At 70.9% G+C, this 20,142-nt stretch carries 18 protein-coding genes; 13 read left to right on the top strand and 5 right to left on the bottom strand.

The genetic code is table 11. The features are described from left to right. Nucleotides 1-9 precede the first annotated feature (9 nt). The 3 genes from benC (at nt 10) to DFS13_RS22630 (ending at nt 2,279) form a co-directional block, all read left to right on the top strand. Nucleotides 10-1,032: a benzoate 1,2-dioxygenase electron transfer component BenC gene (gene benC, locus DFS13_RS22620; RefSeq protein WP_111442154.1), complete on the top strand. Its 1,023-nt coding sequence runs from the start codon at nt 10-12 to the stop codon at nt 1,030-1,032. Next, complete coding sequence (benD, locus tag DFS13_RS22625; RefSeq protein WP_043205917.1) at nt 1,029-1,805, top strand: benzoate diol dehydrogenase BenD; 777 nt, start codon at nt 1,029-1,031, stop codon at nt 1,803-1,805. Before benC ends, benD begins: the two co-directional genes overlap by 4 nt. 75 nt (nt 1,806-1,880) lie before the next feature. Further along, nucleotides 1,881-2,279: a RidA family protein gene (locus DFS13_RS22630; RefSeq protein WP_006485395.1), complete on the top strand. Its 399-nt coding sequence runs from the start codon at nt 1,881-1,883 to the stop codon at nt 2,277-2,279. A gap of 103 nt (nt 2,280-2,382) precedes the next feature. On the opposite strand, the gene DFS13_RS22635 is transcribed toward DFS13_RS22630, so the two are convergent. The 4 genes from DFS13_RS22635 to coxB are packed head-to-tail and all read right to left on the bottom strand — an operon-like array spanning nt 2,383 to nt 8,069. Beyond that, complete coding sequence (locus DFS13_RS22635) at nt 2,383-3,966, bottom strand: cytochrome c (protein WP_111442155.1); 1,584 nt, start codon at nt 3,964-3,966, stop codon at nt 2,383-2,385. Next, nucleotides 3,957-4,358, bottom strand: coding sequence for a hypothetical protein (locus DFS13_RS22640; protein ID WP_048987230.1), 402 nt, complete (start codon nt 4,356-4,358; stop codon nt 3,957-3,959). Before DFS13_RS22640 ends, DFS13_RS22635 begins: the two co-directional genes overlap by 10 nt. After that, nucleotides 4,355-6,994, bottom strand: a complete 2,640-nt coding sequence (gene ctaD / locus DFS13_RS22645) for a cytochrome c oxidase subunit I (protein ID WP_111442188.1) — start codon at nt 6,992-6,994, stop codon at nt 4,355-4,357. Before ctaD ends, DFS13_RS22640 begins: the two co-directional genes overlap by 4 nt. 13 nt (nt 6,995-7,007) lie before the next feature. Continuing rightward, nucleotides 7,008-8,069: a cytochrome c oxidase subunit II gene (gene coxB, locus DFS13_RS22650; RefSeq protein WP_111442156.1), complete on the bottom strand. Its 1,062-nt coding sequence runs from the start codon at nt 8,067-8,069 to the stop codon at nt 7,008-7,010. A 292-nt stretch (nt 8,070-8,361) separates the two neighbouring features. Here coxB and DFS13_RS22655 point away from each other — a divergent pair, with 292 nt between their 5' ends. Both DFS13_RS22655 and DFS13_RS22660 read left to right on the top strand, forming a co-directional pair. Beyond that, nucleotides 8,362-9,345 carry an SDR family oxidoreductase gene (locus DFS13_RS22655; protein WP_111442189.1) on the top strand — a complete coding sequence of 328 codons (984 nt, stop codon included), beginning with the start codon at nt 8,362-8,364 and terminating at the stop codon, nt 9,343-9,345. A gap of 5 nt (nt 9,346-9,350) precedes the next feature. Then, on the top strand, nt 9,351-11,129 hold the full coding sequence (locus DFS13_RS22660) for a glycoside hydrolase family 15 protein (protein ID WP_111442190.1): 1,779 nt from the start codon (nt 9,351-9,353) through the stop codon (nt 11,127-11,129). 28 nt (nt 11,130-11,157) lie between these two features. Here DFS13_RS22660 and DFS13_RS22665 read toward each other — a convergent pair whose 3' ends face one another. Beyond that, on the bottom strand, nt 11,158-13,002 hold the full coding sequence (locus tag DFS13_RS22665; RefSeq protein WP_111442157.1) for a thiamine pyrophosphate-requiring protein: 1,845 nt from the start codon (nt 13,000-13,002) through the stop codon (nt 11,158-11,160). Between the two features lie 131 nt (nt 13,003-13,133). Between DFS13_RS22665 and DFS13_RS22670 the strand changes: the two genes are divergently transcribed. From DFS13_RS22670 to DFS13_RS22705, 8 genes are all read left to right on the top strand, one after another. Beyond that, entirely contained in the window at nt 13,134-14,234 is a 1,101-nt protein-coding gene (locus tag DFS13_RS22670; protein ID WP_111442158.1) for an enolase C-terminal domain-like protein, read from the top strand. 19 nt (nt 14,235-14,253) lie between these two features. Next, complete coding sequence (locus tag DFS13_RS22675; protein WP_111442159.1) at nt 14,254-15,105, top strand: hypothetical protein; 852 nt, start codon at nt 14,254-14,256, stop codon at nt 15,103-15,105. Continuing rightward, a complete protein-coding gene (locus tag DFS13_RS22680) occupies nt 15,102-15,767 on the top strand; it encodes a gluconate 2-dehydrogenase subunit 3 family protein (RefSeq protein WP_006483455.1) in 666 nt (221 codons plus the stop codon). The genes DFS13_RS22675 and DFS13_RS22680 overlap by 4 nt, the downstream gene beginning before the upstream one ends. Then, on the top strand, nt 15,754-17,424 hold the full coding sequence (locus DFS13_RS22685) for a GMC family oxidoreductase (RefSeq protein ID WP_084752633.1): 1,671 nt from the start codon (nt 15,754-15,756) through the stop codon (nt 17,422-17,424). Before DFS13_RS22680 ends, DFS13_RS22685 begins: the two co-directional genes overlap by 14 nt. 91 nt (nt 17,425-17,515) lie before the next feature. Then, on the top strand, nt 17,516-17,899 hold the full coding sequence (locus tag DFS13_RS22690) for a DUF305 domain-containing protein (RefSeq protein ID WP_060214508.1): 384 nt from the start codon (nt 17,516-17,518) through the stop codon (nt 17,897-17,899). Nucleotides 17,900-18,021: 122 nt separating this feature from the next. Beyond that, entirely contained in the window at nt 18,022-18,762 is a 741-nt protein-coding gene (locus DFS13_RS22695) for an FRG domain-containing protein (protein ID WP_111442160.1), read from the top strand. 150 nt (nt 18,763-18,912) lie between these two features. Beyond that, complete coding sequence (locus DFS13_RS22700) at nt 18,913-19,419, top strand: low affinity iron permease family protein (protein WP_006483457.1); 507 nt, start codon at nt 18,913-18,915, stop codon at nt 19,417-19,419. Nucleotides 19,420-19,592: 173 nt separating this feature from the next. Further along, nucleotides 19,593-20,072, top strand: coding sequence for a BON domain-containing protein (locus DFS13_RS22705; RefSeq protein ID WP_034204031.1), 480 nt, complete (start codon nt 19,593-19,595; stop codon nt 20,070-20,072). Nucleotides 20,073-20,142 lie beyond the last annotated feature (70 nt).

Raw genomic sequence — 20,142 nt, forward strand, 5'->3', positions numbered from 1 at the left:
GGTGACGCCATGTCCAGCTACAGGATTGCACTGAATTTCGAGGACGGGGTAACCCGCTTCATCGACTGCAAGGCCGGCGAGAAGGTGCTCGATGCAGCCTTCCGCGCGAAGATCAACCTGCCGATGGATTGCTCCGACGGCGTGTGCGGCACTTGCAAGTGCCGCGCCGAAAGCGGCCGCTACGATCTCGGCGATGACTACATCGACGATGCGCTGACCGAGGACGAGAAGGACGGCGGCCTCGTGCTGACGTGCCAGATGGTGCCGCAAAGCGATTGCGTGATCGCGGTGCCGACGTCGTCGGTCGCCTGCAAGACCGGGCAGAGTGCCTTTGCCGCGACGGTCACGAAGGTCGAGCAGCACAACGATGCGGCCGTCGTGCTCGAACTCGACGTCGGCGCCAGCGCGCCGGTGTTCCTGCCGGGCCAGTACGTGAACATCGACGTGCCGGGCAGCGGCCAGCATCGCTCGTATTCGTTCTCGTCGGCGCCGGGCGACGCGAAGGTCGGCTTCCTGATCAAGAAGATTCCAGGCGGCGTGATGAGCACGTGGCTCGAATCGGCGCAGCCCGGCGACACGCTCGAACTGCACGGGCCGCTCGGCAGCTTCTACCTGCGCGACGTGCAGCGGCCGCTGCTGTTCCTCGCCGGCGGTACGGGCCTCGCGCCGTTCCTGTCGATGCTCGAACTGCTCGCGCGCAGCGGCTCGCGGCAGAAGGTGCACCTGGTCTACGGCGTGACGCGCGATCTCGATCTCGTGCTGGTCGACGCGCTCGAGGCGGTGGCGGCGAAGCTGCCGAACTTCAGCTTCGCGACGGTCGTCGCGGACGCCGCGTCGAGCCATCCGCGCAAGGGCTGGGTCACGCAGCACATCCCGGCCGACGCGCTGAACGACGGCGACGTCGACGTGTATCTGTGCGGGCCGCCGCCGATGGTCGACGCGGTGCGCCAGTACTTCGACGACGCAGGCGTGAAGCCGAACAGCTTCCACTACGAGAAGTTCACCCCCAACGTCACGGCAAAGGCGGCATGACCATGCAACGATTCTCCGGCAAGGTCGTCGTCGTCACCGGCGCGGCGCAGGGCATCGGCCGCGGTGTCGCGCTGCGCGCGGCGGCCGAGGGCGGCAAGGTGCTGTTCGTCGATCGTGCAGATTTCGTGGCCGAGGTGGCCGCGGAAGCGCCGGGCGGCGATACGGCCGGCTTCGTCGCCGATCTTGAGACGTACGAAGGCGCGCATGCCGCGATGGCGCACGCGGTGCGGACGTTCGGCGGCATCGACATCCTGATCAATGGCGTCGGCGGCGCGATTCGGATGCGGCCGTTCGCCGAGTTCGAGCCGGCGCAGATCGATGCGGAAATCCGCCGCTCGCTGATGCCGACGCTCTATGCGTGTCATGCCGTGCTGCCGCACCTGCTCGCGCGCGGCGGCGGCACGATCGTCAACATCTCGTCGAACGCGACGCGCGGCATCCGGCGCGTGCCGTATTCGGCGGCGAAGGGCGGCGTCAACGCGCTGACGTCGGCGCTCGCGATGGAATATGCGGAACACAACATCCGCGTCGTCGCCACCGCGCCGGGCGGGACCAGCGCGCCGCCGCGCCGCGTGCCGCGCAATGCGGCCGGCGATACCGAGCAGGAACAGGCGTGGATGGGCGAGGCCGTGCGGCAGGTGACGGAATCGACGTACTTCAAGCGCTACGGCAGCCTCGACGAGCAGATCGCGCCGATCCTGTTCCTCGCGTCGGACGAGGCGAGCTACATCACGGGCACGGTGCTGCCGGTGGCGGGTGGCGATACGGGTTGAAGGGCGTATCGCTGGCCATTGTTTCATCGACAACCGCAGACGGCCGGCGCGACGATGCCGGCCACGGAGACAATCATGCATGAACGCAAAGCCATCGTTCCGGCGGGAATGGAAGCGGTGTACGAGAAGATCGGCTACGCGCCGGGACTGAAGGTCGGCGATACGCTTTACGTATCCGGCCAGATCGGCCGCGACGCGGCGATGCAGCTGGTCGAGGATCGCGAAGCGCAGATCGTGCAGGCGTTCGAGAACCTGAAGCAGGTGCTGGAGGCGGCCGGCGCATCGTTCGACGATGTGGTCGACCTCACGACGTTTCACACCGACATGCGCGACCTGCCGCTGTTCATGCAGGTGCGAGACCGCTATTTCGATGCGCATCCGCGGCCCGCGTGGACGGCCGTCGGCGCGCACATGCTCGGCGGCGCGCCGGGTTATGTCGTCGAGATCAAGGCGGTGGCGGTGCTGGCGCGCTGATCCGGTGCGTCGATGAAGTCAGGCTCCGTGTGGATGAACACCCGAGATCGAATCGTCGGCGATCGCTGAACGGTTTCGATGCGCGTGCGACGACACCGACACGCTACTTGTGTATCGCTCCCCGCAACCGCCGCACCTCCTGCTCCGACACCGGCGCGGCCCGATTCCCCCACGCGCCGCGCACGTAGCTGACCACCGCCGCGATTTCGCGGCTCGTCAGCGCGCCGCGCATCGCCGGCATACGTTGCACCGGCCCCGGTTTGCCCGGCGTGGGCCGCGCCCCTTCGACCACGATCCGGATCGTGCTGGTCGGATCGGCCGCGAGCACGATCGAACTGCCCGCGAGCGCCGGCCCGTGATCGGGTACGCCTCGACCGTCCGCACCGTGGCAACGCGCACAGAACCCCGCATACACGCCGGCCCCCGGCGCCTGCTGGCCGCCTTCCGGACGCGGGCCGGCGGCCGTCAGCCGCGGCACGCCGACGCCCAGCGGATTCGTCGCGGCAGTCGGTTGCGCCGGCAACGACTTCAGGTACACGGCGATCGCATGGCGGTCGGCATCGGTCAGCAACGCGGTGCTTTCGCCGACGACCGGCGCCATCGCGCCGAACACCGCGCCGCGCGCCGCATGGCCGCTGCGCAGGAACGCGGCGATGTCGTCGGCGGACCAGCGGCCGAGGCCGTCCGGGCTCGCGCCGGTCAGGTTCGGCGCGAACCAGTGATCGTTGATGCCGCCGGTCAGGAACGCGGGGCTGCGCTCGTCGTAGCCGCGTTCGTTGTAGGCCGGCCCGCGCGGCGTATGGCACGCGCCGCAATGGCCGAGCCCCTGCACGAGATACGCGCCGCGATTCCATTCGGCCGACTGCGACGGCTGCGGCGTGAACCGGTCGCGGTTCGCGAACACGAGGCTCCACAGCCCCAGCGCCCAGCGCTGGTTGAACGGAAACGGCAGTTGCGTGAGTTTGGCCGCGTTCGCGGACGGCGCGACGCCGCGCATGAAATACGCATACAGCGCGCGCACGTCGTCGTCGGTCAGGTGGGCGAGCGACGGGTACGGCATCGCCGGATACAGCCGGCTGCCGTCCGCGCGCACGCCGCGCCGCAGCGCATCGTCGAACTGGCGCAGCGTGTAGTGGCCGATCCCGTGCGTCGGGTCCGGCGTGATGTTCGGCGCGTAGATCGGCCCGAACGGCGAATTCACCGGCTGGCCGCCCGCGTACGGCGTATGGTCGGCCGCGTCGTGGCACGCGGCGCAATCGCCGGCGAGCGCGAGGTAGCGGCCGCGCGCGAGCGTCGCGGCGTCGGCGCTCGCGGCGGCCGCGGCGATCACCGGGCGGCGGGCGGTCGACGTGGAGGCCGCCTCGGGCGGCGGGGGGGACGCCGCGGACGATGGCGCATCGGCCACCGACGCGTCCCGGTCGCGTGACAGCCGCCGGTCGTCCTTCACGCGCGCGGACATCGACGCAGCGGCATCGGCCGCTGACGCACCGATCCGCACGAACCGCCAGCCCGACGCGGGCTCGGGCGCTTCCGCCGCCGACGCGGCGTCGGCCGCATCGCCCGGTGCGGCCGCGTTGTCGTCGCGCTGCATGTCGCATCCGCAGAGCGCGACGCACACGGCGAACGCGACGCGCGCGCGGCGGCCCGGAACCCGGAACGGCAACGAAGCGAGCGAGATCAGCGCCATGGACTGCAAGGCCCCACGAAAGCGGTGACGATCCCCGTGAATACGAGACCGATCACGAAGCCGAGCGCGGCGAGCATCCCGCAGCGCGCGAGAAAGCGGGTACTGTCGTCGCGGGTCGCGGCCGGCGCATCGGCATCGTGCCGGCGCCGCCACGCGCGCGTGAGCCACGTCGCGCAGGCCGCGGCCAACGCGAACGCGCCCGCGGCGATCAGCGCAAGCCATACGCCGACGTGCGCCCAGCGCGGCGCGGCCTGCGCGACGCCGAGCGGATAGCACGCGGTGGACGCGAGCGTCTCGGACACCAGCATCTGCGCGAACCACAGCGCGGGCGCGCCGACCAGGCCGGCGGCGATCGCGAGCAGCGGTGTCCACGTGCGTCGTGCATCGTTCATCCGGTGCTCCTCAGCCAGAACGGCGACACGTACAGCGCGGTGAAGATGAACAGCCACACGATGTCGACGAAGTGCCAGTAGAGCCCGCCGACCGTCAGCGCGACGCGCCGTTCGCGGCCGAAGAAACCGGCGGCCGTCCACCCGGCGAGCAGCGCGAGGATCGCGAGACCGGCGACGACGTGCGCGAGGTGGAACCCGGTGATCGTGAAGTAGAGGCTGCCGTATAGATGCGCGGTTGGGCCGTACGGATGGTCGCGCCATTCGTGGAGCTGGACCAGCGCGAACGCGGTGCCGAGCACCAGCGCGACGACGAGCATCGCGACCGCGCGCGCCTGCCGGTCGGCCTGCACCGCACGCTCCGCAAGCCACACGAACACGCTGCTCGACAGCAGCACGACCGTGTTGACGGCCGCGAGCCCGATCTTCGGCATCCCTTCGGGCGGCCACGGCGCAGGCCATTGCGACTGCAGGTAGAAGTAGCAGAACAGCAGGTAGCCGAATAGCCCGGCCTCGGTCACGATCAGCGTGAGCACGCCCCACCAGCCGCCCGCTCGCTCGCCGCAACTGCCGACCGGCAGCGGCTCGATGCACGCGGCCGGCGCGGCGGCCGGCGCCGTCGCCGACGGCGGCTCGTCCGGATGAAGCCCGGCGGCCGCGGCGGGCGCCTGCGTGTCGGCGCGAGCCGGCAGCCGCGCGCGTTGGCCGAGCGTGCGGCGCGGCCACAGCCACGCGGCGGTGGCGATCGCGCAACCGGCGACGGCCACGCAGACGAGCGTCGGCGAGCGCGCGAGCATCGCCGCGAACACGGCGGTCGCGAGCAGCGCGAGCACGAACGGCACGCAACTGTCCTCGGGCATTTTCAGGATCGCGCTCGGCGTCGCGGCGAGCGGCGTGACCGCGAGCGCCTCGCGCCCGTCCGCGAGCCGGTAGCCGACCCGCAGGCTGGTGCGTTGCGGATCGTCGCGCGTTTCCCACAGCGGATGCCGCGACGCGACGAGCGGCAGCACCGCGAAGTTGTACACGGGCGTCGGCGACGCGACCGACCATTCGAGACCGGCCGCGCCCCACGGGTTGTCGCCGGCGCGCACGCCGCGCCGCGCGCTCACCAGCGCGTTGACGACGAACATCACGATGCCGATCCCGAACACGAACGAGCCGATCGTCGTCAGCAGGTTCGACGTGTCCCAGCCCATCCCGGACGGATAGGTATAGATGCGGCGCGGCATCCCGAGCAGCCCGGAAATATGCATCGGAAAGAAGCCGAGGTTGAAGCCGACCAGCACGACCCAGAAGGTCCAGCGGCCGAACCGCTCGTTCATCATCCGCCCGGTGAATTTCGGGAACCAGTACGCGACGCCGCCGAGCACCGGAAACACGTTGATGCCGAGCAGCACGTAATGCAGGTGCGCGACGACGAAGTACGTATCGGTGAGCTGCCAGTCGAGCGGCACGGCCGCGGTCATCACGCCCGACACGCCGCCGACCACGAACATCAGCACGAAGCCCGCGAAATACAGGAACGGCGTGCGGAACACGGGGCGCCCGGTCCAGATCGTCGCGATCCACGCGAACACCGCGACCGCGCTCGGAATCGAAATCAGCATGCTCGCGGCGCCGAAGAACGCGAGCGCGAGCGGCGCGATGCCGGTCGCGAACATGTGGTGGACCCACACCTCGAAGCCGATCAGCATCGTCGCCACGGTCGACACCGCGACGGCCTCGTATGCGACGAGCGGCCGCCGGCAGAAGGTCGGCAGCGCGTCGGACACGATCCCCATCGCCGGCAGCACGACCACGTAGACCCACGGATGCGCGAACATCCAGAACAGGTGCTGCCACAACAGCGGCCGGCCGCCGTGCGCGACGTCGAAGAAGTGCGTGCCGGCATTGCGGTCGAGCCACAGCAGCAGGAACGCGAGGCTCACCGACGGCACCGCGACCAGGTTCGCGACCGACGCGGTCAGCGTGCCCCACACGATGATCGGCAGCCGGTCGATCGACATCCCGTGCGCGCGCATCCGCAGCAGCGTGACGACGAAGTTCGCGGCGCCGCCGGTCGTCGAGATGCCGAGCAGGATCATCCCGAGCGCATAGATGTCGATGTTCGCGCCGGCGCTGTAGTCGAGCGACGTGAGCGGCACGTAGTTGAACCAGCCGCCGTCCGGCACCGCGCCGAGCGGAAAGCTCGCATACAGGAACAGCCCGGCGAACAGGAACGCCCAGTACGAGAACGCGTTCAGCCGCGGGAACGCCATGTCGCGCGAGCCGAGCATCAGCGGCCACAGGTAGTTCGCGAAACCGGACAGCACCGGCAGCGCGTACAGGAAGATCATCGTGACGCCGTGCATCGTGAACAGCGAATCGTATTGCGCGGGCGTCAGCACGGTCGCGTTCGGCCGCGCGAGCTGGATGCGCATCACGAGCGCCTCGACGCCGCCGAGCAGCAGGAACACGAATGCGGTGACGATGTAGCGCAGCCCGATGCGCTTGTGATCGACGGTGCCGAGCCAGCCGCGCCAGCCGGGTGCCGATTCCCACAGCTCGGCCAGCGCGCGCTCGTGCGCGGAACCGGGCGGCGCGTCGCCGAGATCGGGTACGCGGCTGAGCGGGGTGGGCGTGTCGCGGGCAATGGCCATCGGCATCCTCCGTTCAGTGCAGCGTCGCGAGATACGCGGCGAGATCGTCGGCGTCGCGCGGCGCGAGCGCGATCGACGGCATCAGCGATTGCGGCTTGACCTGCTGCGCATGCGCGATCCAGCGGCGCAGGTTGTCGGGCGTGTTGTCCAGCGTGCCGGCCGCGAGCAGCCGGCGCGTGCCGACGTGCGTGAGATCGGGGCCCGCGTCGCCCGCGGCGTCGGTGCCGCGCACCGCGTGGCAGCCCGCGCAGCGCGCGGCGAACACGCGCTGGCCGCGGCGTTCGGCGTTGGCGCCCGCCGCGGGTGCCCGGGCCGGTTGGCGCTGCGCGGCGAGCCATGCGTGAAACGCGGCCGGCGGCTCGGCCACGACTTCGAACGCCATGTGCGCATGTTGCGCGCCGCAGTACTGCGAGCATTGGCCGCGATAGATGCCGGGCCGGTCGGCCTGCAGCCATTGGCGGTTGGTCTGGCCGGGAATCGTCTGGGTCTTGCCGGCAAGTTGCGGCACCCAGAACGCGTGGATCACGTCGGCGCTCTTCAGTTCGATCGCGACGGGCTCGCCTACCGGAATATGGATCTCGTTCGCGGTGACGAAGGCCGGGCCGCCCGCATCGTCCGGATAACGAACGGCCCACCACCAGTCTTGTGCGGTCACGGTGATCGTCAGCGCGGGCGGGCGCGGCGGTGCGGCGACCATGCCCAGCACGCGCAGCATGTACACGAGCGCGCCGAACAGCAGCAGGATCGAGATCGCGGAGCCCACGGTCACGATCGTCAGGCCGCTGCCGTGGCCGCCGCCTGCCCGTGCGCGACGACGAAACAGCGCGATCAGCAGCAGCACGGCGATCGCGATGCAGACGAATGTGCACAGCGCGAGCAGCGCCCAGCCGAGCACGAACACCGGCTGCGCGGCGGGGCCGGCCGCGTGCACGACGTACGCGAGCGGCAACGGCGCGGCCGGATCGCCGGGCGCCGCAGGCGCGGCGGCCGCGTACGCGACGCTTGGCGCGACCGCGCACGCGAACGGTGCGACGCGCGCGATATGACGCGTTTTGCGGGACAGCGGAACGAGCAACGAGACTCCTTGCCGGACGCACCGGCATGACGACAGCCGTTCGCGGCGGAGCAAATTTCGTGCGCGTGCGGCCGGCGCGGAGGCGGCCGCGAGGTGGCGGGATTGCGCGCACGACGGCCGGCGCGTTACAGCCGGCTTGTAAATTGGGCGACCGTTCACGGCTCGCGCCGAGGCCACACGGCCCCGGCGGCCGACGGCATGTCGTTTGCTGCGCCGATCGCGTTCCGGCACGTTGCGGCGCGAAAGCTTCGACGGCGTGCCGGCCATCATCGAAAAACGGGAGGACTCGACCGTGAAGACCGTCGCGATCACGGGTGCAAGCGCGGGCGTCGGTCGCGCGACCGCCCACGCGTTCGCGCGACTCGGCGCGAACGTCGCGCTGCTCGCTCGCGATCCGCGCGCGCTGCACGACACCGCATGCGAAGTGCGCGCGTATGGCGTCCAGGCGCTGCCGATTGCCGTCGACGTCAGCGATGCGGCTGCGCTCGACGCGGCGGCCGAGCGGATCGAACACGAACTCGGGCCGCTCGACGTGTGGGTCAACAACGCGATGGTGACCGTGTTCGCGCCATTCGACGCCATCTCGCCGGAAGACTATGCGCGCGTGACGGCCGTCACCTACCTCGGCTGCGTGTACGGCACGCGTGCCGCGCTCGCACGGATGGCCCCGCGCAACCGCGGCACGATCGTGCAGGTCGGCTCGGCGCTCGCATACCGGTCGATTCCGTTGCAGGCCCCGTACTGCGGCGCGAAACACGCGATCCGCGGCTTTACCGACGCGCTGCGCTGCGAGCTGCTGCATGCACACAGTCATGTGCGCGTGACGATGGTGCAATTGCCCGCGATCGACACGCCGCAGTTCGACTGGGCCGAATCCGTGCTGCCGCATGCACCGCGTCCGGTCGCGCCGGTCTATGCGCCGGAGGTGGCGGCCGGTGCGATCGTGCACGCCGCGCGGCATCCGTGCCGCGAGCGCTGGGTCGGCTGGTCGTCGCTCGCGGCGATCGTCGCGAACGGCCTTGCCCCCGGCTGCTTCGACCGCTATCTCGCGCGGACGGCCGTGCGCGGCCAGCAGCGCGCGGCGCGGGCCGGCCCGCGCCCGTCGAACCTGTGGGAGCCGGTGCCGGGCCGGCATGCGACGCGCGGCGCGTTCACCGACGAAGCGCGCCGCACCGGCGCCGAGGCCGGGCTCGGCGCGTCGCGCGCGCTCGCGTTCGGCGCGGCCGTCGCGGTGCTCGCGGCTGCCTTTTCCGCCGCGCGCAAATGGCATCGGTGAGCGCGATGCGGATCGAGGGTTACGCGCTTGTCGGCGACGGACGCAGCGCGGCGCTCGTCGCGCGCGACGGCAGCATCGACTGGCTGTGCTGGCCGGACTTCGATTCGCCGCCGTGCTTCGCCGCGCTGGTCGGTACGCCGGACAACGGCCGGTTCCGGATCGCGCCGCGCGAGCACGATGCCCGCGCCACGCGTCGCTATCTGCCGGGCACCGCGATACTCGAAACGACGTTCGACACCTCGTCGGGCCGCATCACGCTCACCGACTGGATGAGCTGGAACGCGCCCGATCCATGCCTGATCCGCAGCGTGAAGGGCGAGCGCGGGACGGTCGACGTCGATATCGACCTCGGCGTGCGCTTCGACTACGGCAGCGCGCTGCCGTGGTGCCGGCGTTTCGGCCGGCGCTGGCGGATGATGACGGGCGGCGATGCGATGTGGCTCGACACGGATGCGCGGCTCGACGTGCAGAGCGACCGGCTGGTCGGCACGCGACGGATCGCGGCGGGCGAGCGGGTGGATTTCTGCATCAGTTACGCGCGTTCGTTCGACCCGGCGCCGGCCGTGCCCGACGCGTACGCGTCGCTGCGCGACACGCAGGCGTTCTGGCGCGTCTGGTCGGATTGCAACGCCGCCGAGGGCCCGCATCGCGACGCGATCGAGCGCGCACTGATCACGGTGAAACTGCTGTCGAGCCTGCGCACCGGCGGCATCGTCGCGGCGCCGACCAGTTCGTTGCCCGAGCGCTTCGGCGGCAAGCGCAACTGGGACTACCGGTTCTGCTGGTTGCGCGATGCGAGTTTTACGCTGCGCGCGCTGGTGCGCTGCGGCTATCGCGACGAAGCCGCGCGTTGGCGCGACTGGCTCGTGCGCGCGATCGCCGATCATCCGTCGCAACTGCAGGTGCTGTATGCGGCCGACGGCGGCCGGCGTGCGGCCGAGTGGGAAGCCGCGCATCTGGCCGGTTACGAAGGCGCGCAACCGGTGCGCTTCGGCAACGCGGCAGCCGACCAGTTGCAGCTCGACGTGTACGGCGAGGTGCTCGGGGCGCTGTACCAGGCGCGCCGGCACGGGCTGCCGCCCGACGACGACGCGTGGACGCTCGAACGGCGCCTGCTCGAACATCTCGCGACGATCTGGCGCGAGCCGGACGAAGGGATCTGGGAGGTGCGCAGCGGCCGGCATCCGTTCACGTCGTCGAAGGTGATGGTATGGGCCGCGGTCGAAAGCGCGTACCGTTCCGCGCGCGCATTCGGCCACCACGCACCGCTCGACGTGTGGCGGCGCTGGGCCGACGCGGTGCGCGCGGAGGTGCTCGAGCACGGTTATCACGCGCAGTTGGGCCGCTTCGTCGATCGCTTCGACGGCGACGGCATCGACGTGAGCCTGCTGCTGATTCCGCTGACCGGGATGCTCGACGCGTCCGATCCGCGCGTGGTCGCGACGGTCGCCGCGATCGAGCGCGAACTGGTCGACGACGGCTTGCCGTTCCGCTATCGGCCGCCGCGTTTCGCGGACGGTTGCGAAGGCGACGAAGGCGCGTTTCTCGCGGCCGGCTTCTGGCTCGTGCAGGTGTACCGGATGCAGGGGCGCGACGACGACGCGCACGCGCTGTTCGAGCGGCTGCTCGGCTTGCGCAACGACGTCGGGCTGCTGTCCGAGGAATACGACGTGCACACGCGGCGCCTGTGCGGGAATTTTCCGTTCACGCTCGCGCAGGTCGGGCTCGTGAATGCGGCGCTCGCGCTGCAGGGCGACGGGCGGGACGACGTCGACATCGGCTAGGATGACGCGCCGTCCGCGCGTGCGTTGCCTACGATTCGCCTTTCCCGCCCTTGCTGCCTTTGCCGGCCTTGTCGCCGTGTTCGCCGTTGCCGGGCAGCACGGCCGACAGCACCTGCCGCGCGGTCTCGACGATCACGTTGGCTTCGCGCGCGTCGCCTTTCACCAGCGTTTCGGCGAAATGCTTCGCCTGCTGCAGCGTCACGTGCGGCGGCAGCGGCGGCACCTCGGGGTCGCTCTTCACTTCGAGCACGACCGGCCGGTCGGACGCGAGCGCTTCGTCCCATGCGGCGCCGAGCTGTTCCGGATCGTCGACGTAGATGCCCTTGAGGCCGAGCAGCGTCGCGAAGCGGTAGTACGGCACGTTCGGGATCTGCTGCGACGCGTCGAACTTCGGGTCGCCTTCCATCACACGCTGCTCCCACGTGACCTGGTTCAGGTCCTCGTTGTTCAGCACCATGCAGATCCAGCGCGGGTCGGGCCACTGGCGCCAGTATTTGGCGACCGTGATCAGTTCGGCCATGTTGTTCATCTGCATCGCGCCGTCGCCGACCATCGCGATCACCGGGCGCACCGGGTGCGCGAATTTCGCGGCGATCGCGTACGGCACCGCGGCGCCCATCGACGCGAGCCCGCCGGACAACGACCCCATCATCCCGCGCCGCATCATCAGGTCGCGCGCATACCAGTTCGCGCAGGAGCCCGAATCGCTCGTCAGGATCACGTCGTCGGGCAGGCGCGGCGACAGCTCGGTAAACGCGCGCTGCGGGTTCACGCCGCGCCCCGCGCTGGCTTTCGCGGCCGCGCGGGCGGCGAGCGTCTCGTGCCAGTCGTGGTTCCATTTCGCGATCCGGTCGCGCCATGCGGTGTCGCGACGCTCGTTCAAGAGCGGCAGCAACGCGCGCAGCGTCTCGGCGCTGTCGCCGACGAGGTTGACTTCCATCGGGTAGCGCAGGCTCAGCATGTCGGCCTTCAGGTCGATCTGCACGCCGCGCGCCTGGCCTTCCTTCGGCAGGAATTCCGAATACGGAAAACCCGAGCCGACCACCAGCAGCGTGTCGCATTCGGTCATCAGCTCGTAGCTCGGCTTGGTGCCGAGCAGCCCGATCGAACCGGTGACCCACGGCAGGTCGTCCGGCAGCGCGGCCTTGCCGAGCAGCGCTTTCGCGGCGCCCGCGCCGAGCCGGTCGGCCACCGCGATGACCTCGTCGGTCGCCTTCAGCGCACCGGCGCCGACCAGCAGCGCGACTTTCGATCCCGCGTTGAGCACGTCGGCCGCGTGCCGCAGGTCGTCCGCATACGGCACGACTTTCGGCGCCGTGTAGCCGACCCCCGAATGCACGGTGCCGTGCGCGCGCTTCGGCGGCGCGTAGTCGAGCTCCTGCAGGTCGTTCGGCAGCACGAGCGCAGTGACCGTGCGCGCGCCGAGCGCGGTGCGCACCGCGCGATCGACGAGGTGGCGCACCTGGCCGGGCACCGTTGCCAGCTGAACGAATGCACCCGCAACGTCCTTGTAAAGCGCCGGTAGATCCACTTCCTGCTGATAGTGGCCGCCGAGCGCCGCGCGCGCCTGCTGGCCGACGATCGCGAGCACCGGCATGTGGTCGAGCCGCGCGTCGTACAGGCCGGTCACGAGGTGCGCGGCGCCGGGGCCCGAGGTCGCGACGCATACGCCTAGCTCGCCTGTAAATTTTGCATGCGCGGACGCCATGAAGGCCGCCATCTCCTCGTGGCGCGCCTGGATGAATTCGATCTTGCCGTCCGCGCGGTTCAGCGCGCCGAAAAAGCCGTTGATGCCGTCGCCCGGGTAGCCGTAGATGCGGCGCACGCCCCAGTCGTACAGCCGCTCGACGATGAAATCCGCCACTGTCGCCATGCCGTTTCTCCTTGGTTCGGGATGAGCCGATGCGAGGCTGCCGCGCAAGGCACGTGCCGCGCCGCAGAAGCCGGGCACAGCGGTTGCACGCCGCATCCGCAAGCAACACGCAAGCTGACCGGAGCGCAACGATGGCACTTTCCGCCGCGCCGGCGATCGACGACGTGCGCGCCCGCGCGTACCGCGTGCCGACCGACCGGCCCGAAGCCGACGGCACCTACGCATGGACCGCGACGACGGTCGTCGTCGTCGAGATCGACGCGGGGCCCGTGACGGGGCTCGGCTATACGTACACGGACGCGAGCGCCGTGCCGCTCGTGACGTCGCTGCTGGCCGGCGTGCTGCGCAACCGGCCGGTGGTGGACCTCCCGGCCGCCGTCGACGCGCTGTGGCGCGCGGTGCGCAACGTCGGCCGCGGCGGAATCGCGGCGACCGCGATCTCGGCGCTCGACGCCGCGTTGTGGGACGCAAAGGCAAAACTCGCCGACGTGCCGCTCGCGCTGCTGCTCGGCCGCTTGCGCGAGCGCGTGCCGGTGTACGGCAGCGGCGGTTTCACGACTTACGATGCGCCGACGCTCGCCGCGCAGCTCGACGGCTGGCGCGCCGGGCACGTACGCGCGTGCAAGATCAAGATCGGCTTGGAGGATGCGCGCGATCCGTCGCGCGTGCGTGCGGCGCGCGACGCGCTCGGGCCGGGCGTCGACCTGTTCGTCGATGCGAACGGCGCGTATGCGCCGCGCACCGCGCTCGCGTTCGCGCAGGCCGCCGCCGATTGCGACATCCGCTGGTTCGAGGAGCCCGTCAGCAGCGACGACGTCGACGGGCTGCGGTTCGTGCGCGAGCACGTCGGCGCGCGGGTCGACATCGCCGCCGGCGAGTACGCGTATACGCCCGACGATTTCCGGCGCTTGCTGGAAGGCCACGCGGTCGACGTGCTGCAGGCCGACGCGACGCGCTGCGGCGGCGTCAGCGGCTTTCTCGCGGCCGCCGCGCTTGCCGATGCGCATCACGTCGACCTGTCCGCGCATTGCGCGCCCGCGCTGCACCGGCACATCGGATGCGCGGCGCCGCGCCTGCGCCACGTCGAGTGGTTCCACGATCACGTGCGCATCGAGCGGATGCTGTTCGACGGCGCGCCGCGGCTCGTCGACGGCGCGCTCGAGATCGACGCGACGCGCGCCGGGCTCGGCCTCGAATTGCGCGTCGCCGATCTGCTGGATCTCGCGCTTTGAATCCCGACCAGGAGGAACGATGCGACACCCCCGACATCGCGCCGCCGAGCGCGACAGGTTGCTCGCCGACGCCGCGCGGCTGCTGAACCGCAGCGCGCTGCTGCTGGCCGGCTCGGTGCTCGCGGACAGCGGCGTCGAGCACTATCGCGGCACCTTTCACAATCGCGCGATGCTCGCGCCGCTCGCGATGTCGACGCTGTCGGTGATCGCGAGCGTGCACGGCCACGCGGACGACACGCCCGCGCGCCACCGGCTGCGCGACGCGGTACACGTCGCAGCGGCCGCGGTCGGCGTCGCCGGTTCCGCGTTCCACCTGTACAACGTGACGAAGCGACCGGGCGGGTTCAGCTGGCACAACCTGTTCTATGGCGCGCCGCTCGGTGCGCCGTTCGCGCTGCTGCTGTCGGGCGCGCTGGGGGCGGCGGGCGAGCGGCTGCGCGAGAGCCCGGCCGACGCGCCGCGGCTCGCCGGACTGCCGGCCGGGCGCGCGCTGGCCGGGCTCGTCGCGGCGGGGCTCGTCGGCACGCTCGGTGAAGTCGGGCTGCTGCATTTTCGCGGCGCCTTCCAGCATCGCGCGATGTTCGCGCCGCTCGTCGTGCCGCCGGTGGCCGCACTGGCGACCGCGCAGCTCGCGCTGTCGCGTCCGCGCGCCGACCGGCGGTTCTGCCGCGGCTGGCTGCGCGCGACGGCCGTGCTCGGGCTCGTCGGCGTCGCGTTTCATGTGCGCGGCGTCGCGCGGCAGATGGGCGGCTGGCGCAACTGGTCGCAGAACCTGCTGTCGGGCCCGCCGCTGCCGGCGCCGCCGAGCTTCACCGCGCTCGCGATCGCGGGGCTCGCCGCGACCGCGCTCGCCGAACGGGAGGCGCCATGAGCGATACGAACCGCAACGCGGTCGCGCTGCCGCGCTATCCGGGCTACGACGTGCTCGCCAAGCGCGACACGCCATCGTGGAACGATGCGACGCGGCGCGCAATCGATGCGCGCCTGCGTGTCGCGGCCCATGCGCCACGCTATCTGGATGCCGAACGATTCGCGACGCTCGGCGCGTTGTGCGCGCGCATCGTCCCGCAGCAGCCGGGCGGCGCGGGCGCGATCCCGACCGCCGCCTTGGTCGACGCGCGGCTCGCGGCCGACGACGGCGACGGCTATCGCGATGCGCGCCTTCCGCCGCTGCGCGTCGCGTGGCAGACGGGTCTCGCCGCGCTCGACGCGATGGCGCGGCACGCGCATGGTTGCCCGTTCGCGGCGCTCGGCGCGCGCGACGCCGATGCGTTGCTGCACGCGGTACAGCAAGGCGACGTCGACCGGCAGCTGGAACCGGCGTGGGACGGCATGGACCCGCGCACGTTCTTCACGAAGCGCGTGCTGATGGACGTCTGCGGCGCGTACTACGGCCATCCGTTCGCGTGGAACGAGATCGGCTTCGGCGGACCCGCGAGCCCGCGCGGCTACGTGCGGATGGACTTCAACCGCCGCGACCCGTGGGAAGCGGACATGCGCATGGAGGAGGGCGATCGCGATGGCCGCCGATGAACCGCTGTCCGCCCCGACGCCGCGCGGCCGCGACGGCCGTGCGCCCGATCCGTTTCGGGTCGGCGGCTGGTCGCCGATGCGGATGTTCCGCGACGACGATGAGGTCGACTTCGTGATCGTCGGCACCGGCGCGGGCGGCGGCACGCTCGCGTGCAAGCTCGCCGAATACGGCTTTTCGGTTGTCGCGCTCGACGCGGGTGCATGGTGGCGGCCGCTCGAGGAATTCGCGTCGGACGAGACGCATCAGCACAAGCTGTTCTGGACCGACGAGCGGATCTGCGACGGCGCCGATCCGCTCACGCTCGGCACCAACAACAGCGGCCGGGCGATCGGCGGCAGCACGGTGCACTTCGCGATGGTGTCGCTGCGATTCAGGCCCGAGTGGTTTCGCTCGCGCAGCGCGCTCGGCTACGGCGTCGACTGGCCGCTCGACTGGCGCGAGATGTGGCGTTACTACCGCGAGGTCGAACAGGCGTTGAAGATCAGCGGGCCGGTGAATTACCCGTGGGGCCCGCCGCGGCCGCGCTATCCGTATCGCGCGCATGAACTGAACGCGGCCGCGCTCGTGCTCGCACGTGGCGCGGAGGCAATGGGCATCGACTGGACGCCGACGCCGCTCGCGACGCTGTCCGCGCCGCGCGGCCGCGCGCATCCGTGCGTGTATCGCGGCTTCTGCATCGCCGGCTGCGCGACCAACGCGAAACAGAGCGCGCTCGTCACGTGGATTCCGCGCGCGGTCGCGGCCGGCGCCGAGGTGCGCGATCTCGCGATGGCGCTGCGGATCGAGGCCGCAGGCGATCGCGCGACCGGCGTGCACTACCGGCGCGATGGCCGCACGCATTTCCAGCGCGCGCGCAACGTCGTCGTCGCCGGTTACGCGATCGAGACGCCGCGCCTGCTGCTGCTGTCCGCGAACGGGCGGCATCCGCAGGGGCTCGCGAACCGTTCGGGCCTCGTCGGCCGCTATCTGATGGCGCAGCTCAACCAGGCGTCGTGGGGGACGATGGACGACGAAGTGCGCTGGTACAAGGGCCCGCCGTCGCTGTCGATCACCGAGCACTGGAACTACGCGGACGAAGGCAAGGATTTCTTCGGCGGCTACTGCTGGATGAGCCAGGGGCCGCTGCCGATCGAATGGGCGCGCAAGGTCGCCGCGCGCGGGCTGTGGGGCGATGCGCTGAAGCGCGAGATGGCGCGCTACAACTTCCAGGCCGGCCTGAAGATCGTCGGCGAGACGCTGCCGCGCGCGGACAACCGCGTGACGCTCGCCGACGAACGCGACGCGTTCGGGCTGCCGGTCGCGCGCGTCACCTATTCGTACGACGACAACGATCGCCGGATGATTCGCCATGCGCTCGCGCAGATGGGCCGTTCGCTGGAAGCGGCCGGCGCGCGCGACATCTGGCACGAGGAGGACGACACGTGCCATCTCGCCGGCACCGTGCGGATGGGCGACGACCCGGCGACGAGCGTCGTCGATGCCGATTGCCGCAGCTGGGACATCCCGAACCTGTGGGTGTGCGACGGCTCGGTGTTTCCGACCGTCGGCGGCGTGAATCCGTCGCTGACGATCCAGGCGATCGCGTGCCGCACCGCCGACCGCATCCGCGCGCTGGTCGCGCGCGGCGACGCGCATGCGCGTGCGCGATGGCGGTGACGCGTGCCGCGCGGCCTCCGTCGTCGCGATGCATGCGAACGAGAGGAGAGCCGCACGCGAACCGTTCAATCTCTTAGCGAGGATTCGTCTCATGTCTGCATTCAACCGTTCATCCCTGCGCCGCGGTGCCGCCTGCATCCTGCTGGCCGTGTGTGCGTCGGCGCTGCCCGCGGCGGCGCAGTTGCGCCCCGCCAATCCGGCCAGCGTGCCGGATTCATCCACGCAGGCATTCAAGCGTGCCGACCGCAAGATGATGGAAGCGATGGAAAGCGCCCCGTACACGGGCGACGCCGATCGCGATTTCGTCTCGCACATGGCGCCGCATCACCAGGGCGCGATCGACATGGCGCAGGTCGAGCTGAAATACGGCAAGGACCCGACGCTGCGGCAGCTCGCGAGCCGGATCGTCGCCGCGCAGCGCGACGAGATCGCGCTGATGGAACGCTGGCAGAAGGAGCACGGCAAGACGCCGTGAATCGCGGGGCGGGACGGGATGCGCGGTCGGCCGTACCGGCGGCTGCGCATCCGGTCAGCGGCGACAGCGGACACGTACCGACGCGACGGCGGCGCGTACCGGCAACCGCGACAGGAGGGGTGATGGATGGTGAACGTGACGCGGCAGATCGCTCGATCGACAGCGTGGCCGACTACATGGCGGTGATCGGCGCGCAGCGGCAGACGATGGCGCTGCGCCTCTTTCGCGGCCAGTGCAATGCCGGCTGGCCGCTCGTGCCGGGCATCGCGCGACAACGCGCGTCGCCCGACGTCGAAGCGCGGATGCTCGACGAATTCACGCGGCGCGCGCTGCCGCACCTGGAACCCGGACAGAACCTCGATGCGTGCGACTGGCTCGCGCTCGCGCAGCAGCACGGGATGCGCACACGGCTGCTCGACTGGTCCGGCAACGCGCTCGCCGCGCTGTGGTTCGCGGTCAGGCGCGCGGGCGAAGCGGGCGGCGACGGCGTGGTGTGGTGCCTCGCGCACGACGCCGACGACGTCGCGACCGCCGCCGAGCGGCGCGCCCCGCTGGAAGTTACGCGCACCAAGGTGTTCCGGCCGCGTCACGTGATGCCGCGGATCACCGCGCAGGACGGCTGGTTCACGATTCACGGCTACGACACCGGCGCCGAGCGCTTCGTGCCGCTCGACGAGCATGCGGATTTCGCCGGCCGCCTCGTCCGCATCGTCGTGCCGGGCGCGCGGTTCGCGACGATCCGGCAGGAACTCGCCGGTGTCGGCGTGAGCGTCGCGACGATCTTTCCGGATCTCGACGGCATCGCGCAGCTGACCGACACGCGCTATTTCCCGGACGACGAGGACACGCACGCGCCGCGGTAAAGCCGCCGCCGCACGGGCACGCGCGATGCTTGTTTCGACGGCGCGCACACGGGACCGGCCCCCGGGCGGCCCTGCATGCGTCCGGTTCGCGGCGGGCGGCGACGCGGTTCATGCGCACATTCCAACCAACCATCGAATCCGGAGGCTGTCATGCGCGAACCCAACGAACCACCGAGCGACCGTCGCGACACGGCGTGCAAGCCCGGCGCCGGTTCCGCGCCGAGCGGGCACGCGGTCACCCGCGCGTTCGAACGTTTCGCGTCGGGCGTGACGACCTGGGCCGGCTCGCCTGTCGCGTTCGGCAGCGCGGTCGCCATCACCGTGCTGTGGCTCGTGAGCGGGCCCGTGTTTCACTACTCCGACGCATGGCAGTTGGTGATCAATACTGGCACCACGATCATCACGTTCCTGATGGTGTTCCTGCTGCAGCGCAACCAGAACCGCGACAGCGTGGCGCTGCACCTGAAGCTCGACGAATTGCTCGCGGTCACGCGCGCGGCGAGCGACCGGCTGATCGGGATCGAGGATGCGTCGGAGGAGGAATTGCGCGCGCTGGCGCAGACCTACGTCGAAATGGCGCAGCGCGCGGCCGAGCGCGGCGAGGACGAGCCGGGCGGCACACGCGCGGAAACGGCCGATACGCCGCCCGAATCCTGATCGCTTGATCGCTTGATCGCGCGATGCGCGGCCCGATGATTTTTCAAACGCTTGTCGTTTCCGGCGTCGCATCGCGGCAGACCGGCGTGCCCATGACGCTCGCAGCGGGGAACGGCACGTGCTGCAACCCGAAACGAAGCCCGGTCGTTCCGGGTATTGCCTACGGTGCTTCCATGAACTCCAGAACCCCTTCGAATCCGCTGTTGAATCTTGCGGTGGCCGTCGCCTGCGGCGCGGCCGCGATGTACTTCCTCGATCCGTCGTCCGGCCGGCGCCGGCGCGCGTATCTGCGCGACAAGGCGGTTGCGGGCCGGCACGGCGTGGCCGATTATGCGAATACGCAGGCGAAGCGGGCGGCCGACCATGCGCGCGGCGCGATCGCCGGCCTGCGGGCGGACTGGCTCGCGGGCGATGCGAGCGACGTGCAGGTCGCCGAGCGCGTGCGTGCGGCGCTCGGCCGGCTCGTCGGTCGCCCGCGCGACATCGACGTGAGCGTCGAGCGCGGCAACGTGTGCCTGACCGGACAGGTCGAGGAGGCCGAACGGCAGGCGCTGATCGACGGCGTCGCCGCGCTGCATGGCGTGCATCACGTCGAGGACGCGATGGGCGCGCGCAGCGAATACAAGGCGCCGCCCGGCGGCCATTCGCACTGACGCGGCCGCGGCTGCCCGCACCGGCGGGGGCCGGTGAACGACTACGACACGCATTCGGCGCACGCACGGC

This window comes from Burkholderia sp. 28_3 (assembly GCF_003253915.1).
Lineage (GTDB): Bacteria > Pseudomonadota > Gammaproteobacteria > Burkholderiales > Burkholderiaceae > Burkholderia > Burkholderia cenocepacia.